The organism is Butyrivibrio sp. LC3010, from assembly GCF_000424385.1.
In the GTDB taxonomy this organism is placed as follows: domain Bacteria; phylum Bacillota; class Clostridia; order Lachnospirales; family Lachnospiraceae; genus Butyrivibrio.
Map to the genome: position 1 here is coordinate 1 of NZ_AUJU01000046.1, position 18380 is coordinate 18380.

At 39.8% G+C, this 18380-nt stretch carries 25 protein-coding genes and 1 pseudogene; 24 read left to right on the plus strand and 2 right to left on the minus strand.

The window, feature by feature from the left end:
- Positions 1–52: 52 nt before the first annotated feature.
- Positions 53–1228, minus strand: coding sequence for an IS110 family transposase (locus G622_RS0118690; RefSeq protein ID WP_026511476.1), 1176 nt, complete (start codon positions 1226–1228; stop codon positions 53–55).
- Between the two features lie 288 nt (positions 1229–1516).
- Between G622_RS0118690 and G622_RS23705 the strand changes: the two genes are divergently transcribed.
- The 24 genes from G622_RS23705 to G622_RS0118825 all read left to right on the plus strand — a co-directional run bounded on the left by G622_RS23705 (position 1517) and on the right by G622_RS0118825 (position 17724).
- Positions 1517–2011 (plus strand): MerR family transcriptional regulator, encoded by a 495-nt coding sequence (locus G622_RS23705; RefSeq protein WP_242833024.1) that lies wholly within the window; start codon positions 1517–1519, stop codon positions 2009–2011.
- 420 nt (positions 2012–2431) lie between these two features.
- Positions 2432–3028 (plus strand): helix-turn-helix domain-containing protein, encoded by a 597-nt coding sequence (locus tag G622_RS0118705; protein WP_044958103.1) that lies wholly within the window; start codon positions 2432–2434, stop codon positions 3026–3028.
- A gap of 22 nt (positions 3029–3050) precedes the next feature.
- Entirely contained in the window at positions 3051–3794 is a 744-nt protein-coding gene (locus tag G622_RS26945) for a CPBP family intramembrane glutamic endopeptidase (protein WP_026511942.1), read from the plus strand.
- The gene (locus tag G622_RS23715) at positions 3787–3981 is read left to right on the plus strand and encodes a hypothetical protein (protein WP_330363672.1); all 195 of its coding nucleotides are present in this window, start codon (positions 3787–3789) and stop codon (positions 3979–3981) included. The genes G622_RS26945 and G622_RS23715 overlap by 8 nt, the downstream gene beginning before the upstream one ends.
- Before the next feature lie 74 nt (positions 3982–4055).
- Positions 4056–4502, plus strand: a complete 447-nt coding sequence (locus G622_RS23720) for a MarR family winged helix-turn-helix transcriptional regulator (protein WP_049945964.1) — start codon at positions 4056–4058, stop codon at positions 4500–4502.
- Positions 4503–4543: 41 nt separating this feature from the next.
- Positions 4544–4675 carry a hypothetical protein gene (locus tag G622_RS26750; RefSeq protein ID WP_256374535.1) on the plus strand — a complete coding sequence of 44 codons (132 nt, stop codon included), beginning with the start codon at positions 4544–4546 and terminating at the stop codon, positions 4673–4675.
- 48 nt (positions 4676–4723) lie between these two features.
- A complete protein-coding gene (locus G622_RS0118730) occupies positions 4724–5455 on the plus strand; it encodes a 4Fe-4S binding protein (RefSeq protein ID WP_026511943.1) in 732 nt (243 codons plus the stop codon).
- A complete protein-coding gene (locus G622_RS0118735; RefSeq protein WP_022775675.1) occupies positions 5455–5991 on the plus strand; it encodes a PadR family transcriptional regulator in 537 nt (178 codons plus the stop codon). Before G622_RS0118730 ends, G622_RS0118735 begins: the two co-directional genes overlap by 1 nt.
- Positions 5988–6470 (plus strand): flavodoxin family protein, encoded by a 483-nt coding sequence (locus tag G622_RS0118740; protein ID WP_026511944.1) that lies wholly within the window; start codon positions 5988–5990, stop codon positions 6468–6470. The genes G622_RS0118735 and G622_RS0118740 overlap by 4 nt, the downstream gene beginning before the upstream one ends.
- Before the next feature lie 149 nt (positions 6471–6619).
- Entirely contained in the window at positions 6620–7024 is a 405-nt protein-coding gene (locus G622_RS25485) for a GNAT family N-acetyltransferase (RefSeq protein WP_242833023.1), read from the plus strand.
- A 5-nt stretch (positions 7025–7029) separates the two neighbouring features.
- Positions 7030–7899, plus strand: a complete 870-nt coding sequence (locus G622_RS23730; RefSeq protein ID WP_044913965.1) for a GNAT family N-acetyltransferase — start codon at positions 7030–7032, stop codon at positions 7897–7899.
- Between the two features lie 4 nt (positions 7900–7903).
- On the plus strand, positions 7904–8260 hold the full coding sequence (locus tag G622_RS23735; RefSeq protein ID WP_049945965.1) for a GNAT family N-acetyltransferase: 357 nt from the start codon (positions 7904–7906) through the stop codon (positions 8258–8260).
- Positions 8261–8461: 201 nt separating this feature from the next.
- Positions 8462–9184: an ATP-binding cassette domain-containing protein gene (locus tag G622_RS23740; RefSeq protein ID WP_049945966.1), complete on the plus strand. Its 723-nt coding sequence runs from the start codon at positions 8462–8464 to the stop codon at positions 9182–9184.
- A gap of 11 nt (positions 9185–9195) precedes the next feature.
- Entirely contained in the window at positions 9196–9933 is a 738-nt protein-coding gene (locus G622_RS0118765) for an ABC transporter permease (protein ID WP_207641183.1), read from the plus strand.
- 283 nt (positions 9934–10216) lie between these two features.
- Complete coding sequence (locus G622_RS0118775) at positions 10217–10939, plus strand: LytR/AlgR family response regulator transcription factor (RefSeq protein WP_026511947.1); 723 nt, start codon at positions 10217–10219, stop codon at positions 10937–10939.
- Positions 10940–10945: 6 nt separating this feature from the next.
- Positions 10946–12562 carry a histidine kinase N-terminal 7TM domain-containing protein gene (locus G622_RS24940; RefSeq protein WP_026511948.1) on the plus strand — a complete coding sequence of 539 codons (1617 nt, stop codon included), beginning with the start codon at positions 10946–10948 and terminating at the stop codon, positions 12560–12562.
- Positions 12559–13869, plus strand: coding sequence for an ABC transporter substrate-binding protein (locus G622_RS0118785; RefSeq protein WP_026511949.1), 1311 nt, complete (start codon positions 12559–12561; stop codon positions 13867–13869). The genes G622_RS24940 and G622_RS0118785 overlap by 4 nt, the downstream gene beginning before the upstream one ends.
- Before the next feature lie 161 nt (positions 13870–14030).
- Positions 14031–14237, plus strand: a complete 207-nt coding sequence (locus G622_RS0118790; protein ID WP_044913968.1) for a hypothetical protein — start codon at positions 14031–14033, stop codon at positions 14235–14237.
- A 53-nt stretch (positions 14238–14290) separates the two neighbouring features.
- Positions 14291–15262 (plus strand): type II CAAX endopeptidase family protein, encoded by a 972-nt coding sequence (locus G622_RS0118795; RefSeq protein ID WP_026511951.1) that lies wholly within the window; start codon positions 14291–14293, stop codon positions 15260–15262.
- Positions 15263–15499: 237 nt separating this feature from the next.
- Positions 15500–15958 (plus strand): GNAT family N-acetyltransferase, encoded by a 459-nt coding sequence (locus G622_RS0118805; protein ID WP_026511952.1) that lies wholly within the window; start codon positions 15500–15502, stop codon positions 15956–15958.
- A gap of 111 nt (positions 15959–16069) precedes the next feature.
- Positions 16070–16525 (plus strand): NUDIX domain-containing protein, encoded by a 456-nt coding sequence (locus G622_RS23750; protein WP_049945967.1) that lies wholly within the window; start codon positions 16070–16072, stop codon positions 16523–16525.
- Positions 16526–16612: 87 nt separating this feature from the next.
- Complete coding sequence (locus G622_RS26950; protein WP_330363676.1) at positions 16613–16705, plus strand: MerR family transcriptional regulator; 93 nt, start codon at positions 16613–16615, stop codon at positions 16703–16705.
- 22 nt (positions 16706–16727) lie between these two features.
- The gene (locus G622_RS23755; protein ID WP_196814243.1) at positions 16728–17045 is read left to right on the plus strand and encodes a hypothetical protein; all 318 of its coding nucleotides are present in this window, start codon (positions 16728–16730) and stop codon (positions 17043–17045) included.
- Between the two features lie 73 nt (positions 17046–17118).
- Positions 17119–17724 (plus strand): RpiB/LacA/LacB family sugar-phosphate isomerase, encoded by a 606-nt coding sequence (locus G622_RS0118825; protein WP_026511953.1) that lies wholly within the window; start codon positions 17119–17121, stop codon positions 17722–17724.
- Between the two features lie 400 nt (positions 17725–18124).
- Here the strand turns inward: G622_RS0118825 and G622_RS0118830 are convergent.
- Positions 18125–18380 (minus strand): annotated as a pseudogene (locus G622_RS0118830) (hypothetical protein); the annotation flags it as partial.

The following is an 18380-nucleotide window of genomic DNA, read 5'->3' on the forward strand; positions in this document are numbered from 1 at the left end:
CATCTGAATACATCGTATTTCAGATGGTGGACGGCTTTCCTGTCTTTTGACGTTAGCGAAGTTTCTTAGAATTGAAGTCTATGTTTTGCTTTTCTAAAGCAAAGATAACTCGTATAAGTTTCTTTGCAACATGGGTTATAGCTACCCGATGAGGTTTTCCTTCATGACGCTTTTTGGCATAGTAAGTTGCAAAAGTCATATCGAAGCGAATTAAAGGAAGACAGCAGTTTAGCAAGACATATCGCAATGGAGATGATCCGTGCCTTACCATCTTTCCACCATGAGATTCAGTACCTGAATCATTTACACTTGGTTCAATTCCAGCAAAAGCAAGCATCTGTGCTGGAGATGAAAAGTTGGAAATATCTCCGTATTCTGCGTAGATTACTGCAGCAGAAATAGGACCAATTCCTGGAATGGTCATGAAGTGAGGATGGACTTCGTTTATGAGCCTGATAATCTCACCCTCAAGTGTATTGATTTCTTTGGCCAAGGATTTGTAAAGGGACAGTAAACTTTCAAGTTCGACATCAAATATAGAATTATTGATGCCAACAGTATCAGTAGCTAAACGTTTCAATTCAAGGAACTGTTGAGGAGAAAACTTACCATGAGATATGCGACGTATTTCATTATAGTCAGTTTCGTTCATGGCAGACATGTTCTCAGCAGAGCCGTAGTTTTCTAACAGATATAGAGCTGTTTTAGAAAAACGTTCATTAAAGAATGGCTTGAACTCCGGAAATGTATGATCAAGAACATTTGTGAGTTTAACAAGATATAAGGATCTTTGACGAACAAGCCTGTCACGGAGACGAGTTAATGACTTTAAGGAATAAGCGTGATAAAATCCTTTTGAATGGGGTTTGTACTCAACAGTCATTAACCATCGAGCAATGGATTCACAGTCAACAGAATCGGTTTTTGTACGCCTTAGAGTGGTCGATTTTTTATATTCCGATATCAAGACTGGATTTACTTCCATGAACGTTAGCGAGGCGTTTTCAAGGAAAAGCTCAAGATTCAGGGCATAATGAGATGTTGATTCAAACCCTATTCTTATGTCCTCAGGTGAGGATAAAGAGTTAATAGTTGTGAGTAGTTGATCAAATCCTTCTTTATTGTTTTTAAAAGTGAATTTAGCAACTACAGATTGATCGGCTGCAGCTATAATGCAGCAATCATGTTTGTACTTGGAAATATCAATTCCAGCAAAGTACATAGACATTAGATAAAACCTCCTGATTATTATAGTTGGCACTGTTGTCTACCACAGAGAGATCGACTGTGTAATCACGTAAATCTAAACGTCAAGCGTTAACAAACTAATTACCAGTATTAGACGAAAAGCTGTGGTCTGAGTCACCTCGTACCAGTCAAAGCTGTAATAATATAGAAACAGATCCACAGTGCCTAGATAAATATATCAGAAAAGGATTAGAAGTAGCCCAGAGAACCTGGGAGAAAGGAAGAATCCAATCACTTTTCTAACATGATTGGATTATACGTGAAGAATATGAATGAATATACGATTTCGGATGTTTCAAAAGATCTTGGGATTCCGTCATCCACGCTGAGATATTATGAAGAAATCGGGATATTAAAAGGAGTAGCGCGTAATGCTTCAGGTAAGCGCGTCTATAAGCGTGAGCATATAGATCAACTTAATGCGATCAATTGTTTTAAAGGTGCGGGAATGACGATGTCTGATATAGTGGCATTTTTCAAATATGAGGACACCGGATACGAGGCGATAGATAATATGATGGAACTGCTTAAAGACAGAGAAATAAAGGTCAGAGAACAGTTTCGACTACTTATGGCATCTTATGCTCATCTGCTTAGAAAGATAGATTATTACGGCGATATTGAAAAGTTTGTAAAGTCCGGATGCAAAGGAAAAGCTCCTGTGTGGGAGGATTATCTTGGCGATTATGATTCTAAAGCAAGATGTAACTATGTCACAGTGATGGAGTCTAATGAAAAAGCACTCTCACTTCCAACAGAGTGAGAAATCAAGAAATATAATATCAGTGATTTTTAGGTCGTTATCCGTGTAGATGACGACCATATTTTTATTGTGTGATAGGCTTGTTTATGCAGATGATACGAATCGTGTCATACATGTCACCAAGCGTTTCTTTAGTTTTTTCATGATTCTTGTTACGGTTCATATAGCCTCGCGAACAAAACAGAAAGGATTATGAGAAATGAAAAGAAAAGGATTTAAGAGTTTATTATTTGGAGCATTGTATTTAATTGTATTTGTAGTCTGGACATTACTGATCCAAATCGTTGATGTTCAGCCTGTCGGGCAAAATGGGACAGACATAGGTTTTGCCACGATCAACTGCTATTTTCACAAATTGACCGGGGTTCATATGGTCATATACACCATAACTGACTGGTTGGGACTTGTGCCTATATTCATATGTCTGATATTTGCAGGTATCGGTCTTACCCAGTTGATACAAAGGAAGAGCTGGCAGAGGCTTTATATGTTTCAAGGACTGCAATTTCCAAGTGGGAGTCAGGTCGTGGGTACCCGAGCATAGATTCGTTAAAAGAGATATCGAGATTCTTTTCAGTATCTATAGACGAACTTTTGTCGGCAGAAAAGATGGTATCGATTGCCGAAAAAGAGAATAGGGACAATATCAGATATATTTGCGATATGCTTCTTGGAATCATAGATGTGCTTGCGATGATAATGATTGTCCTGCCCATATATCCCAATAGGATTGATGGTGTCTATTATGCGGTGAGTCTTCCTGATTATGTTCAGGCAGGAAGACTGAAGTGTATGCTCTACTGGGCTGTTTTTATTTTGTTGGTAATCATCGGAGTAGTTAAGATTCTTTTGACAAGACTGAGGCAGGAAAGGGGAAGCAGGATCATTACAGCCATATCAGTGATAGTGGGAATTACCGCAGTACTTCTTCTCGCAATGGGCAGGGAAGCCTATGGAGTTTCAATGCTGTTTCTGATGATTGTGGCAAAGGGAATTGTGATCTACAAAATGAGATAAATCATGTGTTTCAGGAGGGATTATGTCAAAGCATTTAGTAAGGAATACAGTTTTAGCAACAGTTACGGTTCTTTTGTTCTACTTTGCCCAGGGGGCTGCGGTGGTCATGGGACAGCTTGAGGGTCTTAAGGCTATTACAGCACAGGCGGCTATTATATGGAGCTGTGCATTAGTAGCAATTGCATTTTTTCTTGTCAAGGATCACAGTCTTAGAGGGCTTGGCTTTCAGAAGCCCGTGAGCGGTATGGCTACAAGGTTTTTGTATTACGTTCCACTTATAATTGTGGCCCTGGCTGCTTTTGCCGGTGGAATCATGTCTGATGACAGCGGACTGTTTATTCCTAACCTTATATTTACACTGGGGATAGGACTGACAGAGGAACTATACTTCAGGGGCATCATTTGCAATATGTGGAAAGAAAAGGAGACAAAGGCCATCATTATTTCATCAGTTCTTTTTGGAATGAGTCATCTGCTGAATGTAATGGGTGGGGCTGGACTTGCAGAAACACTTTTGCAGATGGCGTTTGCATTTACCTACGGAGTTGTAATGGCTTTTGTGATCCTCAGGACAAAGAGTATCTGGCCATGCATTTTGCTACATGCATTTCATGATTTCTGCGGTTTCATCACGAATGAAGGTGATATGAAACTGAACATAATAGTTGGAACTATCCAGTTTGCAGTGCTTCTGGCGTATTGCATATATCTGCTAGTTAAGATCAGATGGACCCTGATATATAAGACAGGTAAAAGCAATGTGTGAACTCCTATATCCTGCAAAGACCAATATTGATTATTTCCCGACGAATTTTGTTGTTCATGATGGAGAGCTTTTCTATATTGATTATGAGTGCAATGATTATATGGAAGAGTGGAACTTCGAGAACTGGGGAATAAAATACTGGTCAAAAACTCCGGAGTTTTTGGAATACTATAAGGAGCATATGTAGATTGTAAGGCGATTATTACCTGGGTATAATTGTGAGAGACATATTTACTAATAACCAAAAAGAAGTGGGTTGATATGAAGGATTACAGAGAGCTTGCATGGCAAATGGAACGGATAATCCATAAATATACACAGTTTGAAAAGAAACCTCAGAAGTACTGCAAAGGGCTTATGTTGACTCAGCCTGAGATTCATACAGTGGCGATAATAGGTGATCAGGAAGGAATCAGTGTGACAGGTCTTGCAAAGGTGCGTGGGATTACCAAAGGTGCTGCATCCCAGATGGTCTACAAACTGGTTGATAAGGGACTTGTGGAGAAAAGAGTTTCTCCAAACTCTGATTCAGAGCTTAATCTGTATCTCACAAAGCTTGGGAAGAAGGCCAGGGCAGAACACAGGAAAAAACATGAGACAATGGGAGAAAAGTTTTCTGAAATCATGGATGAAATCTCTGAAGAAATGCAGGATGATATGCTCAAAGTTTTAAAGAGCTTTGAAGAAGAACTTGATAAGCTTCAGTAATAAAACAGACCCTGATAAGTGAATGAGGGTCTGTTTTTCAAATGATAGGTATGATAATTCCGGCAGTATTTAACGCCATTGCAGATCCCTTCATGATCAGAGTCTATGGATTAAAAGGAGCGGCCATTGCAACAGTTATTTCATCTGTTGACATGAAGTATTCTGAGGTATAATATATATCAAAATGATATATCTAATTGATATATGCGAAGGAGTGTTCAATGAAGCGTCAGACAATAAGAAGAACGATTATTTTCATATCATTCCTGCTGTTTCCAATAACAGCGTGGTACTTTTCACCATACCTGATAATCATGGCAGCATCAGAACATATCATGAACGGAAGCTTTATAGTCTTTATGAGCTTGCTTATTTTTTCGGTGTCCTTTGGACGTGCCTTTTGCGGATATCTCTGTCCTGCAGGAGGGCTACAGGAATGTGTAGCAAGATGCAATGATAAGTCCGCGAAGCAGGGCTGGAGGAATAAGATTAAATACGTTATCTGGATACTGTGGATCTCCGCTATAGTTGTGACTTTCATCCTCGGGAAAAACCATGTAACCATAGATCCGTTTTTCATGACAGATCACGGTATTTCAGTGACAGAAATACATAACTATATTATCTATTACGGAGTACTTCTGATATTGGTTCTTCCGTCACTGATACATGGAAGGAGAGCAACTTGCCATTATCTTTGCTGGATGGCGCCATTTATGGTGATTGGGAGCAGCATAGGTCGTTTTCTTCATGTCCCCCAGCTTCATGTTGAAGCATCTGCAGCGGACTGTATTTCATGTAACAGGTGTTCAAAGGCATGTCCAATGGGGCTTGACGTCGCACATATGGCAAAGGGAGGCAGCAATTCAAAGTGCACCGAGTGCATATTGTGCGGAGCTTGTGTTGATGAATGTCCGAAAAAAGTTCTAAAATACTGTTGGAGGTGGAAATAATGGCCAAAGACAGAAAGATAGACATGGTGATTCTGGGCTTGTTATCCCATGATGATCTGACCGGATATGATATAAAAAAACAGATCGACGGAAGTATAAGGTTCTTCTGGAAGGGAAGCTTTGGTAGCATTTATCCCGCTCTTGCGGAACTGGAAAAACAGGGCAGCGTAAGGCGCCTTAAGGGTAATGACAGTGGCGGCCGGGAGAAGATCATTTACAGCATTACCGGTCAGGGAAAAGAGATACTCAGAGCATGGGTAAGAGACGAGAAGGCAAGCAACGATCTTAAATATGAGACTTTGATGAAACTGTTTTTCGGAGGGGTTGAAAGTAAAGAGACAGCACTTAGGAATATAGAAGTCTTTGAAGAACAGATAAAGGCTGACCTTAAGGTATTACAGGTATATAAGGCTAATATTGAAAAAGCACTTGATGAAGAAGATCATGTTTATTTCTATCTTACGATACTGTTTGGAATAGAAACCTATGAGGCATATTTGAAATGGTGCAACAAAGCAAGAAAGGTTCTGGCATGAAAAGGATTATAATTTTTTTCTCATTAGAAGGTAACACAGAGTATATAGCAGATGAACTGGCAAAGGTACTTCCAGCAGATAAATTAAAACTTGTTCCAAAGAAAGCGTATTCGACCAGTGGATTCTCAAAGTTTTTCTGGGGTGGGAAGAGTGCTGTTATGGCAGAAAAGCCCGAGCTTGAGGCATACGATCTGGACGTGTCAGCTTATGATGAGATTATTTTTGGATTTCCTGTTTGGGCAGGAACGTTCACGCCTCCGCTTCGGACGTTTATTTTGGAGAATAAAGAGAACTTGAAAAATAAGACTATAGCTGCATTTGCCTGCCAAAGCGGTTCCGGGGCAGAGAGAGCTTTTTCTAAGCTAAAGGACTGCATTGGAATCACCAGCTTTGCCGCGACTGCGATTTTCATTGATCCGAAAGATAAACCTTCAGAAGATAATACGCATAGACTCAGCGAGTTTTGTCAGATGCTATAGCAGAATTAAAAGTAGTGTAAAACAGACCTATATCCGTGTAAAGGTAGGTCTGTTTTTGGTTTTAAGATAATATGAAATCAGGAGAAATAAAGAGGAGAATGATGATAAAAACAGAAAGAATAAAGATATATCCCGCTAGTAGGGAGCAGATGGAAAGAATAATCCAGGCGGAAAAGGATGATGAGCTTAAGAAGGCATATGGTGAAATGCTGGAGGGGTGCCTTACGCATCCGGATCAGTGGGACTGGTATGCCATGTGGATGATTGAAAAGACAGATGGAACACATATCGGAGATCTGTGTTTCAAGGGGCTTGAGGAGAAAAATCCTGAAATCGGATACGGAATTTTAGATGAGTTTCAGGGACATGGCTATGCAACAGAGGCTGTGAGCCTGGCAATAAAATGGGCATTTAAACATCCGGAAATAGTGGCGGTTGAGGCAGAGACAGATCCTGACAATTCGGCGTCTCAAAGGGTGCTGATGAAATGTGGATTTGAAGTGAGTGGAGAGATCGGAGAAGAGGGTCCCAGGTTTATTGTGTATAAGGAGTAGGAATAATGTATTTCAAGAAATATGCAGATAATGATTATGAGGCAGTATGTGATTTCCTTATAGAACTAAATGCTCGAGATACAAGCCATATTAATTGGAACTGGGCGAGATTTGAGTGGATGTATGAGCATCCGGAATTCAATAAGGAATTGATTGAGTCCATTGGGCTTTGGCTTGATGATGGTAACGTTGTTGGTGCAGCAATCTATGATATGTATTTCGGTGAGGGATTTTGTGGAGTCTTACCTGATTATAAGCAGTTATATCCTGAAATATTAGATTATGCCTGCACCAATCTCATGGATGATTCTGGATTTTCCCTTGCAGTCTGCGATGACAACACAGATGAAATAGATTTGGTCTTAAACAAGGGCTTTATCAGGAATGAGCAAACAGAAAATATCATGGAGCTGGACCTGGAAAGGGAATTTGGAGCTCCTTTGCCAGAGGGCCTTAAGTTTGTGAACCCGAATCCTGTTAAGGATATTTATGAGCTATCATGGCTTTTTTGGCAAGGGTTTGATCACGGAGAAGATAAACAAAAGTTTGAAAAAGAAGGGATCGCTACCCCAAGGGCGCGTAGGCACTTTAACAGGGATCTCTGTGTGGCTGCATGCAATGAGGAGGGAGAACTCATTTCCATATGCGGTCTATGGTATAACCCCAAGACGGACTACGTGTATGTAGAGCCTGTCTGTACTATCCCAAGCTATAGGGGAAGAGGAGTAGCTAAGGCTGTAATTCATGAAGCGCTGAGTAGGGCAAAAAGGTTAGGTGCTAAGAGAGCTTTTGTAATATCAGACATGGATTTTTATTCCAGACTCGGTTTCAGAAATAAATACCACTACAGTTTTTATCAAAAACAAGGGGATTGAGAAAATGTCCAATAACATAGTATTAGCTACAGACAGTGACAGAGAGCAGTTAATGACTTTATACAAAGAGCAGGTTGGAAGAGAGTTTTGCGCATGGGATGAGGACTATCCTTCTACAGAAACTATAGATTTTGATCTTTCAAGAGATGCTTTGTTTGTCATGAAAGAGAATGATGCAATCATATCTGCAATTTCCATAGAGATAGATGAAGACGTGGACAGGCTGGAATGCTGGGATCGAAATCTATTCCCTGGGGGAGAATTGGCGAGACTTGCTGTTACGCCTTCCAGGCAGGGCACAGGCATAGCGAGACTGATGATGCAATATGGAATGAAGGCACTTAAATGCGATGTTATGTGAAATTTTTTAGCCGCAGTACTCTACTTTCCGTGGATGGTTAAAATGAAACTGGAAAAGACAGCGGATATGCTATTCTCGCGGAATTAGTAAATGCAGTGCAAAACAGGCCTAATGCGGTGTACGCTAAGGCCTGTTTTTCTTTGCGTGTTAGAGTAGGCATATGAAGAAATGACTGTTTTCGCAGAGAAAGGAAGGAACAAAATGAGAAGTTATCTGGAAACAAAAAATCTGACTAAACAATACGGTTCCTTTGAGGCTGTTAAGGATATGAATATTCACATTGACAGAGGTGAGATTTACGGTCTCATTGGTCCCAACGGAGCAGGAAAAACAACACTTATGAAGATGCTGGTCGGATTCGCAACTCCGACCAGTGGAGAGATTGAAGTTACTGCAGGCGATAATTACCTTACAAAGGTCGGATGTCTTATTGAGAGTCCGGGAATATACGGGTATCTCAATGCTTTTGACAACATGAAACTTAGAGCAATTTCAATGGGATTACATGACCAGAAAGAAATACTGGACATTCTTGATTTTGTAGGATTGTCAAGAGAACCCAAAAAGAAGGCAGGAAAGTTTTCCCTGGGCATGAAGCAGAGGCTTGGAATTGGCATGGCTCTACTGGGAAGCCCTGAGTTTCTCATACTGGATGAACCAATTAATGGACTTGACCCCCAGGGAATAATCGAGATGAGAGAGCTTATAAAGAGGCTTAATGAAGAAAAGAACATGACGATTATGATATCAAGCCATATACTTGGAGAACTTCAGAAGGTTGCGACGGTATTTGGCATCATTTCAGAAGGAAAGCTTGTAACAGAGGTAACTGCTGAGGAGTTAAAGAACAGCTATATTGGCGAGGCTGATTCTCTCGAAGAATTCTATTTGGATATTATCAGGAAAGGACAGAAGGCATGCTAAATCTTATAAAAATGAACCTATACAGATTATTTAAAACAAGAGTTTTTTATGTGATGCTTTTAACCACTGTAATTTTGACCGGACTTCTGGCAGGAATGGAAACCGAGTCTGCTTCAACCTTCGGAGAGTTCTATGCAAGCTTTGCATCTTCCGGATACGTTCTGATCATGGTAGGTGTATTCGCAATTGTTTTTTCAGAAGAAGAGAGAAAGAGCGGATTTTTAAAAAACCTTCTGACGACCCGCAGCGGGAAGAAGAACATTTTTTTTGCTAAGATCCCGGTGGTGTTTCTGTACTCCCTTTTTATGTTTCTGGGGGAACTTGTTGCATCATGGTTTGGAAGTCTTTTCTGGGCACCGGGTATTTACTTTGGCCGTATTGACTCACTTATAAGCTTCATAACATTCGAAGTGATGCTTCATACAGTATTTGGCATCGCTATGATGGCTCTTTATGAAATTACCAGAAATACCATCATACCAACCATTATTACTATCTTTGGTTCAGCAAATCTTCACGGAATGCTTATTAGTTTTCTTGAAACAAAGCTCGTGTCCAGGATCCCGGCCCTTGCGGGCTTTATGGATAAATATGGTCTTTCAAGGAACTTTATTGTGACTAAGACTAAAGACCTTGGAATTAGCGGAGTATCTGTTTCCTATGTGAATATAATCGTGGTTATTGTGATAGGGCTGATATTATACTCTGTCATGGGAACGTTCATATTCACAAAGAGAGATACGATATAAGGGGAAAAAATTGAGATGAAAACAAAGACTAAAAAGAATAAGCTGCCAATTATCATAATTACAGCCTTTATAGTGACTGATATTCCCCGGTTATGGCGATTCTTCCCATGGCATACAGGATTTGGCAATCGCCTGAGACTCTTTATGATGGTATGATATATATATCAAAGGCCCATCCCACAAAGATCATGCCTGAACAATGATTGGGATAAAACAGCTGCACTATTGGCTATGGTGATATAATTACAAATGATGGAATGGAAATACAGGGGGAAAATTCACAATGCTTCGTATAGCAATATGTGATGATGACAGATCCGACAGAGAGCGAATTCATGGCTATTTATCTGAATATCTTGAGGGAAAAGAAATCCATGCGGAAGTCAGGGTATTCGACCATCCGGATAAACTGATCCAGGAATGCGAGAGTTTCAGACCGCAGGTGTATCTGCTAGACATAGTAATGCCTATGTTGACAGGAATCCAGGCGGCGAGAGAACTGCGATGGAATCAGCCGGATGCACAGATAATATTCGCCACATCTGAGAGTTCATACGCTCTGGAATCTTTTGATGTAAATCCCATAAATTATATAGTAAAGCCCGTGGCTAAGGACAAGCTTTTTTCAACCCTTGACCTTGCTTTGTCCCGGGTTCAGGCAGATGATAAAAGATCTGTAACGGTGAAAATAAAGGGCGGTCTGTGCTCCTTAAGGCTTGATGACATAATGTATATCGATTACCGCAACCATGTGGTCAGCTATCATATGGCAGACGGTGAGGTGGTTTCGACTCCAACCCTCAGGATAGGCTTTTCTGAATATATGGATGAGAATCACTCCAGCCAAGATTTTATTAGGTGTCATGAGTCCATAAGCGTAAATCTCGGAGCCATTGATAAGCTTACAAAGGCAGACATAACTCTTCGAAATAAGGAAGAGGTGCCTGTTTCCAAGAGCAGATATGCCGAGGTTGCTGACAAATATATGGATTACAGATTGGAGTAAAGATATATGCATGATTTTCTTTTATATGCCATCATTATCAGTATCTTTGCCATGCTCCTTGAAGGGTTCATTGTATTTAAGAACCTCAAGAATAAACTTCATGGATATTTGTTCATTAACTGTATGGTGATGCTGGTAAATAATACAGGTTACCTATTAGAGCTTTTAGCGAAGACCGAGGATGAATATATTGCTGCGCTGAAATTTTCGTATGCCGGGAGAGTATGGATCATATTCTCTCTTTTTATGTTTACAGTAGAGTTCTGTCATCTAAGGGTTCCAAAGCTTTTGGTAAGGGCATTTGTGCTTTTTAACGTGTTGGTTTATGTGACAGTATTTACACTGGAAAATCACAATCTGTATTATTCAAAGACTTGGTTTGATAAGGATGGGCTTTTCCCAGTTCTTTTGCATAGAAGCGGAATCGTACATCAGGTGTTTATGCAGGTTCAGGTGGCTGTTATCATCACCGTATTTTTTCTGCTGTTTAAGAGCCTTAAAAGCTACAGAGGAAAAATCGCGAAAAAGCGTGCCCTGATAATTATTTCAGGGTTCCTCATTGAGGCTGTGCTTTTTATCTGCCAGATCACGCATATATTCTTTGTCACTTACTTTTTTGACATATCTGTATTTGGAAATGTGGCAGTTACGATTTCCATGTTCATTGCAATATTCAGATATAACCTTTTGGGAATTATTGACATGGCAAGGGAATACATTGTGGACAGGCTCTCTGAAGGAGTTATCGCCATGGAACCGGACGGAAGGCTTCAGTACTATAACGAGCATGTAAAAGAGCTGTTCCCGGAGATAACAAAAGACGCAGAAAGTGTTGTGGATCGTCTTAAGGAGGCTATTGTAAAAGGAGATACCCTGGCAATAGGTGAAAGGTTCTTTTCTCCGGAAGAAAAAGAACTTTATGCAGATGGCGAACTAATTGGAAAGCTATATGCCCTGGTGGATACAACTGTTCTTAAACAACGGGAATACAAATTGAAGGCTGATGCTGCCATGCTGGAAATGGCGGCAGACAGTATGAAGGAACGTCTTGGTGCCACAGAAGAGATGCTCAGTCAGGACAGGGCAATGCGACATGACAGGAGACATTTTGAGGCTCTTATTTTATCTCTGATCCAGGATGGTAAAGTGGATGAGGCCAGAAAATGTCTTGAGGAAAGGCTGTCTCAGGAGCCAAGCACAGGACAGCGCTATTGCGAGAATCCAACAGTCAATGCAGCTATCATGCATTATGTAGCAGTTGCAGAGAAAAAAAGCATCAAGGTAAAGGTATCAGCGAACATACCTTATAAGCCGGGCGTAGATGAGATGCAGCTTGCTATTGCTATTAGTAACCTCTTTGAGAATGCAATCCATGCCTGCGAAAAGGTTCCGGAAAATGACCGTTTTATCGAGATTACAGCCAGGTTTAAGCAGCAGCTATTGTTTGAAATCGTCAATTCCTGTGATGGAAAGATTACACTCAACGAGGAGGGATACCCGATCACAACCGAGGTTGGACATGGCATCGGAACCCGCAGCGTTCTGGATTTTGTACAGAAGACAAATAGTGAAATAAGATATATTGCTGAGGACAATAAGTTTAAGGTGAGAATGATCATATGAAACGAGTAGCATTGTTTTTATTATCTATAGTCATATGTGCAGCTTTTATCGCCGGGTGCAGAGCAGGCACCGGTAAAGGAGTAACTACGGTAACCTTTATGACCTGGAACCCTGCTGATGTCGGCCCAAATAGTCCTATCTTCAAAATTATAGAATCATTTGAAAAAGAAAACCCTGATATAAAGATCAAATATGTTTTTGAGGGTGCTGGGGATTACCAAAATCACCTCAGGGTAAAACTGATGGGAAACAGTGGCCCTGATGTTTTTGGTATCTCTACCGGTACAGATTTTGATACCACCAGAGCATTTGAGGAAGAACTTACATCGTATTGTGTTAAGGCCTGGGGGCAGGACTGGCAGAATAAGTTCTTTAGTTCATGCATAGAAGATATAAGTGATGAAAATGGTTGTATCTACGGACTGCCATTGGGACAGACCTATGCAGGGTATATGTGGGCAGACATAAATATGCTTAAGGAATACAGCTGCGAAGTACCGACAAATTATGAAGAAATGTTGGATACTTGCAATAAACTTCGCGAAAACGGAAGTTATCCGCTGGCAATCGGAGCAAAGGACGCATGGCTTGATCAGGATATGTGGATGTCTATAGCAGCTGACTGTGACATGGATGCATTATATGATGCCATAGAGGGCAAGGCATCCTTTGAAACAGAGCCTATTATAGAATCCTTCAGGATATGGCAGGAGAGTTTCAGTAACGGAGTGTTTCAGGACAAAGCCATAAAAATGACGCTGTATGACGACATTAATGATATGTTTCAGCTCAAGGGTAGTATCCCAATGTTTGCAAATGGTTCCTGGGCTATGAATATGTATACACGAACCGATGAGATGACCTACGCCAATTTTAATGGCGAAGGGGCGGATCATGAAGTTTTCCTTATAGATTGGAATAGTGATGGCGCAGTAGCACCGGTAACAGCTGCTACAGATGTGATTCTTTGTATGAATCCAGAGTCAAAAGATAAGGAAGCAGCATTTCGCTGGATGAATTATCTTGTTAATGAAGGGCAGGAGATTCTTGTAAACCAGTATCTTGAGTACATGCCCTCCAGAACTGACATGGAACTGAATGTACAGGGGCTTAATGAGGATGGGCAAAAGAACCTTGAGTACATCGTTGAAAACGGTAAAACAAATGTTGCTGGATCAAGGATAATACCTTATGAAGACCTTTATATAGCCGTTCGTGATGCCCTTGAAGATCTGGCAAAAGGCGACATCTCTCCGGAAGCAGCTGCAGCCAGAGTTCAGAAGGTCTCGAGAAAAACATTACGGTAGGAATGACAGTATCATTGAGGCACTTAAATGTGACGCCATGTAAAACAATACAGTGTAAAACAGACCTTTATCCGTGTTCGGAAGGGTCTGTTTTTTTATGCGTGTTAGATTGTATATGAGCAAAGAAGTAAGTGCTATTTATGAGGAGGAAAGAGCGGTAAATGGAAATAAATTCAAATAGATATGAAGTACCCAAAAGAGATGGAAGCGTCTGGCCGGAGGATATCTGTCCTGCATATACACCAAGAGAGGATGCCATACCCTCAATACAAGGCTGTTGGTACTGCAAATATGCAGATTTTCACCTTAAAGAAGAACGTGCTCTTGAGGTTGGGATATGTAAATGGCCTGAGAAAATTATTGAGTAGCTATAAGAATATACATATTAAATAAAAGAGATACGATATAGGAGGAAACTGAGATGGAGAAGCAACATGAAATAAATTCAATGGGTGTGGTATATGTTATTTTGTTATTGGGAAATATAGTAATATATACACTGAGTCTGATTCTCCCCAATATGGGAATCCAGCTGCCATCTACAATGTGTACTGTTTTATGCGAGATTGCAATACTTTTGCCAACTATCATTTATATAAAGTCCAAGGGTGATAATATCTCTAAGAGACTTGGCTTTCATAAAATTAAAATTACTACGGTTTTGCTTTCAGTTCTTCTGACACTGGCAACTACACCAATATATATTTTTACAAATCTATTTTCTCAGCTATTTGTTAAAAATACTGTTGTCCAGAATTCCAGTGACATGTTAGGGGGCCCAGCCATACTGGCACTTATAGTTGTCTCAGTTATGGCACCGATTTGTGAAGAGATTGCCTTCAGAGGCTTTTTATTTGACGGATTAAAAGGTATTTTCCCGATTATAAAGGCTGCTGTTGTATCCGCACTATTGTTTGGAATCATGCACTTAAACTTTAATCAGTTTTGCTATGCTTTTGTGCTTGGGGTGATTTTTGCCCTTGCCAATCATGCCAGTGGCAGCACCTGGACTTCTGTTATAATGCATTCCCTTTTCAATTTTGTAAATGTATCGATCTTTTTAGCTATGCAGCTTAGCCTGGAGGCACAGAATATAGATATTGTCCAGGAACAGGAGGCCGTAAGAAGCCAGACAGGCATCATGCTATATTCAGTAATACTTTATGGATTTATTTCAGTAATATGTGTATTTCTGGTTTGGCTACTGCTTAAGGCAATTGCCAATAATCAGGGAAACCTTGAGGCTTTCAAGAGCTCTTTTGCCAGAAAGGACAATTTAGATGCAGCCACTGATGCAGGCGTAAGAGTACACAGCCTTTTGAATGTTCCTATGGTGTTTAGTGTACTTATTGGAATAGCTGCGATGATAGTATATCAGTTAACTGTTTTATGAGGGGAATCTACAGGAGTGGCATGAATAGAAAGAAAGAGATATTAATAGCAGTTATTGCTATTATCATGATGATAATAATCGGACAGAGTTATATAATTCATAATCAGGCCAGGTTTGATGGGGACAGGGTTTGCTCAAAGAATCCAAATAGATTTTACCTGAACTTCAATTTATCATAGAGAATCTTAAAGAGATGAAGAAAAACTATGAAAAAGTGGTATGAAAGGATATAGAAAAATGATCATAGAGATTAAAAATCCAAATGAAAAACAAGCTATCGCAAGAAAGGTACTGGAGGCTCTTACTGATTGGTTTGGCATAGAAGAGAGCAGAGAGGAATATATTTCCGGGAGCGCCAATTGGACGTTTTTTGCAGCAAAGGAAGAAGATGAATATGTGGGATTCCTCTGCTTAAAAGAAACAGGAATGGCTACTGTCGAACTGGCTGTTATGGGTGTTTTACAGAATCATCACAGGAGCGGTCTTGGCAGGCAGCTCGTAGAAAGGGCTAAAGAAACTGCCAGATCTCAAGGGTATGAATTCATGCAGGTTAAGACTGTGAAGATGGGAATGTATGAGGACTATGACAGGACTAATCTCTTTTATATAAGCTGTGGTTTCAAGGAGCTGGAAGTATTCCCGCTTCTTTGGGATGAGGCAAATCCCTGTCAGATATATGTGATGTCTTTGAAATAATTTTCAGAATTTAGTATAATACTCATTGTGACTTCAGACAATTATAGGCGGTAAGTTAAAAGACTTGCCGTCTTTTTCTTAATATGGAAATCATACTATGGGGATTGCATTATGGCTGACTTTACATGGTTTAAGGATTCTGTTCCTGACCAGTTACCGGTAAAACAGGTTTATGGAATAGCATTTTCAGCAGATAACCTGGTTGTCTTGAGGATTGAGGACGGAAAATTCAAATTGACCGGTGGAAAGCCTGAAAATGCTGAAACTTTTGAAGAGACATTGAAACGGGAATATATTGAAGAATTAAATATTGAACTGGAAGATATCCATTATCTTGGGTATTTATTGGTGAAGGATAATTCGGATAAGTATGCTCAGGTAAGAATGATAGCGAAGATAAAAGATATTTATGAGAGTCATATTGATCCGGCTACAGGAAAAGTGTATGGGAGAGAGCTGGTAGCTGCTGATAGGGTAAAAGATTACCTTAAGTATTCTGATCGTGCAGGCAATGAAATGATTGATGATGCGGTACAACTTGCACAAGTAAGATATTTTCAAAGATAATTAACTATAAGTATTTAAAAAAAACATTGACTCTTCCCTTAGGGAACCCCTTAAGGTGTGTTTATAAACAAGAAGGAAGTTCCGAAAATGGAGAAGAAAATGACATCTGGTGAAATGGCAAAGAAGGCGGGGGTATCACAGAAGGCGATCCGCCTTTACGATGAAAAAAACGGACTATGAAAGACAGATTGGGGAATTGAAAATGACAAAAATATATAAGAAAAGTGAGATTACTTTTGCAATCCTGTGGATTGTTGCTTATGTTGTTCTGAGCAGTTTGGCAGATCAGTTTTCAGAGAACATTGGCATTACAAAATCTATAACAGCTGTGCTTCACATAGCAATGTCTTTGATTTTGTTTTTCTGGATTCAAAAAAATAAACTTGGTGAAAAATACGGGTTTTGTAGATTATCTATTCCAGCAAAACGGTTTCTGTTTTATATACCGCTTATTATAATTGCATCGACAGCCTTTTGGGGCGGAATAAAATTGCAATATGACATATTTAAGGAAGTATGAAGAAAAATAAGGCAGGCAAAAATTCTGTCTAATATATCGGTAAACTTTCATATCTGAATTTGTAGGGGAAAGTATGAGAATCGGAGTTATTCAAGCAAGTTCGCAAGCGGCTAAAAATCAAATGATTTATGATGCAGTAACAAAGCATGCACCGAAGGGTGCAGAGGTTATAAATTTTGGCTGCACGATGGAAGAAAATGAAAAATACTCATATATAGAGATTTCTATTCTTGTAGGTATTTTGTTGGAAAGAAAGACAGTAGATTTCGTTGTAACAGGCTGTTCTTCCGGGCAGGGAATGATGCTTGCTTGTAACAGCATGCCAGGCGTCATTTGCGGGTATGCACCGACACCAAAGGATGCCTATTTATTTGCTCAGATCAATAACGGAAATGCGATATCATTACCATTAGGTGAAGATTATACATGGTCAGGTACTGAAAATCTTGAAAAAACAATAGAAGCTCTTTTCTCGGAACCATTTGGGCAAGGATATCCTAAAAGCGAGGCAGAGAGAAAGATAAAAGATTCAGAACAACTTAAGGAAATTAGAAAAGTTGGACAGATTTCGATGCAGGAGTTTCTAAGAAAATTGGATGCATCTATGCTAGATAAGGTAAAGAAAAAGCGGGATGAAATAATATCAGGTACAACAAGAAGGTCAAATCGGTATGAATGAAAAGAAAGAACATTTACCAGTATACGGTATCGGACAATTCCTACGTTCGAGGATAATACAGTAAAATGTTCCACTCGCCATGGTTCGTTATAGCGCAAGTCAATCGCTCAAATTCAAATTTATTATTCTAAATATATGTGGGGACTAATGAAATGTACAGTTTTAGTACCAAGGGGATACATAGCAAGCGAATTAAACTGACTATACCCATGGGCAAGCCCGTGGGGTTCTGATTGGCAAGCGTAGCTTGTAATCGTACATCATTTTCAGACTTTGGAGTTACAAGTGTAAATCTGTTTGAATCAGGACTTTCATTACCAAGCAGTCCAACGACCACATTAGCGGTAAATTTCTGCTTTTCAGCAAGGAAGTATAGTCAATCTCCCTGATTATTAAGTTGTTAAGCTACGTTAATTCCACTGTTTAATATCTTGATTTTATATGCCTTGATCCAGGTGATTAAGGCTTTTTCTTTATTGTATTGTGCCTCAAAAGTCTTAGCACATTTGTCTTTATCTATATTTTGCGTTTTAGGTTCATAGCAATAGAGCAGGAATGATGAATACCAGTCTCTTTGTACTTCAGTGCCATCATGAAGTTTATACAATCTATCGGAGAGCTTCTTTTTTATATAATCATCAGCCGTATGGTCATAC

Coding starts and splice junctions, on each gene's coding strand:
- G622_RS0118690 (WP_026511476.1), bottom strand. CDS start 1,228: ATGTCTATGTACTTTGCTGGAATTGATATTTCCAAGTACAAACATGAT.
- G622_RS23705 (WP_242833024.1), top strand. CDS start 1,517: ATGAATGAATATACGATTTCGGATGTTTCAAAAGATCTTGGGATTCCG.
- G622_RS0118705 (WP_044958103.1), top strand. CDS start 2,432: ATGTCTGATATTTGCAGGTATCGGTCTTACCCAGTTGATACAAAGGAA.
- G622_RS26945 (WP_026511942.1), top strand. CDS start 3,051: ATGTCAAAGCATTTAGTAAGGAATACAGTTTTAGCAACAGTTACGGTT.
- G622_RS23715 (WP_330363672.1), top strand. CDS start 3,787: ATGTGTGAACTCCTATATCCTGCAAAGACCAATATTGATTATTTCCCG.
- G622_RS23720 (WP_049945964.1), top strand. CDS start 4,056: ATGAAGGATTACAGAGAGCTTGCATGGCAAATGGAACGGATAATCCAT.
- G622_RS26750 (WP_256374535.1), top strand. CDS start 4,544: ATGATAGGTATGATAATTCCGGCAGTATTTAACGCCATTGCAGATCCC.
- G622_RS0118730 (WP_026511943.1), top strand. CDS start 4,724: ATGAAGCGTCAGACAATAAGAAGAACGATTATTTTCATATCATTCCTG.
- G622_RS0118735 (WP_022775675.1), top strand. CDS start 5,455: ATGGCCAAAGACAGAAAGATAGACATGGTGATTCTGGGCTTGTTATCC.
- G622_RS0118740 (WP_026511944.1), top strand. CDS start 5,988: ATGAAAAGGATTATAATTTTTTTCTCATTAGAAGGTAACACAGAGTAT.
- G622_RS25485 (WP_242833023.1), top strand. CDS start 6,620: ATGGAAAGAATAATCCAGGCGGAAAAGGATGATGAGCTTAAGAAGGCA.
- G622_RS23730 (WP_044913965.1), top strand. CDS start 7,030: ATGTATTTCAAGAAATATGCAGATAATGATTATGAGGCAGTATGTGAT.
- G622_RS23735 (WP_049945965.1), top strand. CDS start 7,904: ATGTCCAATAACATAGTATTAGCTACAGACAGTGACAGAGAGCAGTTA.
- G622_RS23740 (WP_049945966.1), top strand. CDS start 8,462: ATGAGAAGTTATCTGGAAACAAAAAATCTGACTAAACAATACGGTTCC.
- G622_RS0118765 (WP_207641183.1), top strand. CDS start 9,196: ATGAACCTATACAGATTATTTAAAACAAGAGTTTTTTATGTGATGCTT.
- G622_RS0118775 (WP_026511947.1), top strand. CDS start 10,217: ATGCTTCGTATAGCAATATGTGATGATGACAGATCCGACAGAGAGCGA.
- G622_RS24940 (WP_026511948.1), top strand. CDS start 10,946: ATGCATGATTTTCTTTTATATGCCATCATTATCAGTATCTTTGCCATG.
- G622_RS0118785 (WP_026511949.1), top strand. CDS start 12,559: ATGAAACGAGTAGCATTGTTTTTATTATCTATAGTCATATGTGCAGCT.
- G622_RS0118790 (WP_044913968.1), top strand. CDS start 14,031: ATGGAAATAAATTCAAATAGATATGAAGTACCCAAAAGAGATGGAAGC.
- G622_RS0118795 (WP_026511951.1), top strand. CDS start 14,291: ATGGAGAAGCAACATGAAATAAATTCAATGGGTGTGGTATATGTTATT.
- G622_RS0118805 (WP_026511952.1), top strand. CDS start 15,500: ATGATCATAGAGATTAAAAATCCAAATGAAAAACAAGCTATCGCAAGA.
- G622_RS23750 (WP_049945967.1), top strand. CDS start 16,070: ATGGCTGACTTTACATGGTTTAAGGATTCTGTTCCTGACCAGTTACCG.
- G622_RS26950 (WP_330363676.1), top strand. CDS start 16,613: ATGGAGAAGAAAATGACATCTGGTGAAATGGCAAAGAAGGCGGGGGTA.
- G622_RS23755 (WP_196814243.1), top strand. CDS start 16,728: ATGACAAAAATATATAAGAAAAGTGAGATTACTTTTGCAATCCTGTGG.
- G622_RS0118825 (WP_026511953.1), top strand. CDS start 17,119: ATGAGAATCGGAGTTATTCAAGCAAGTTCGCAAGCGGCTAAAAATCAA.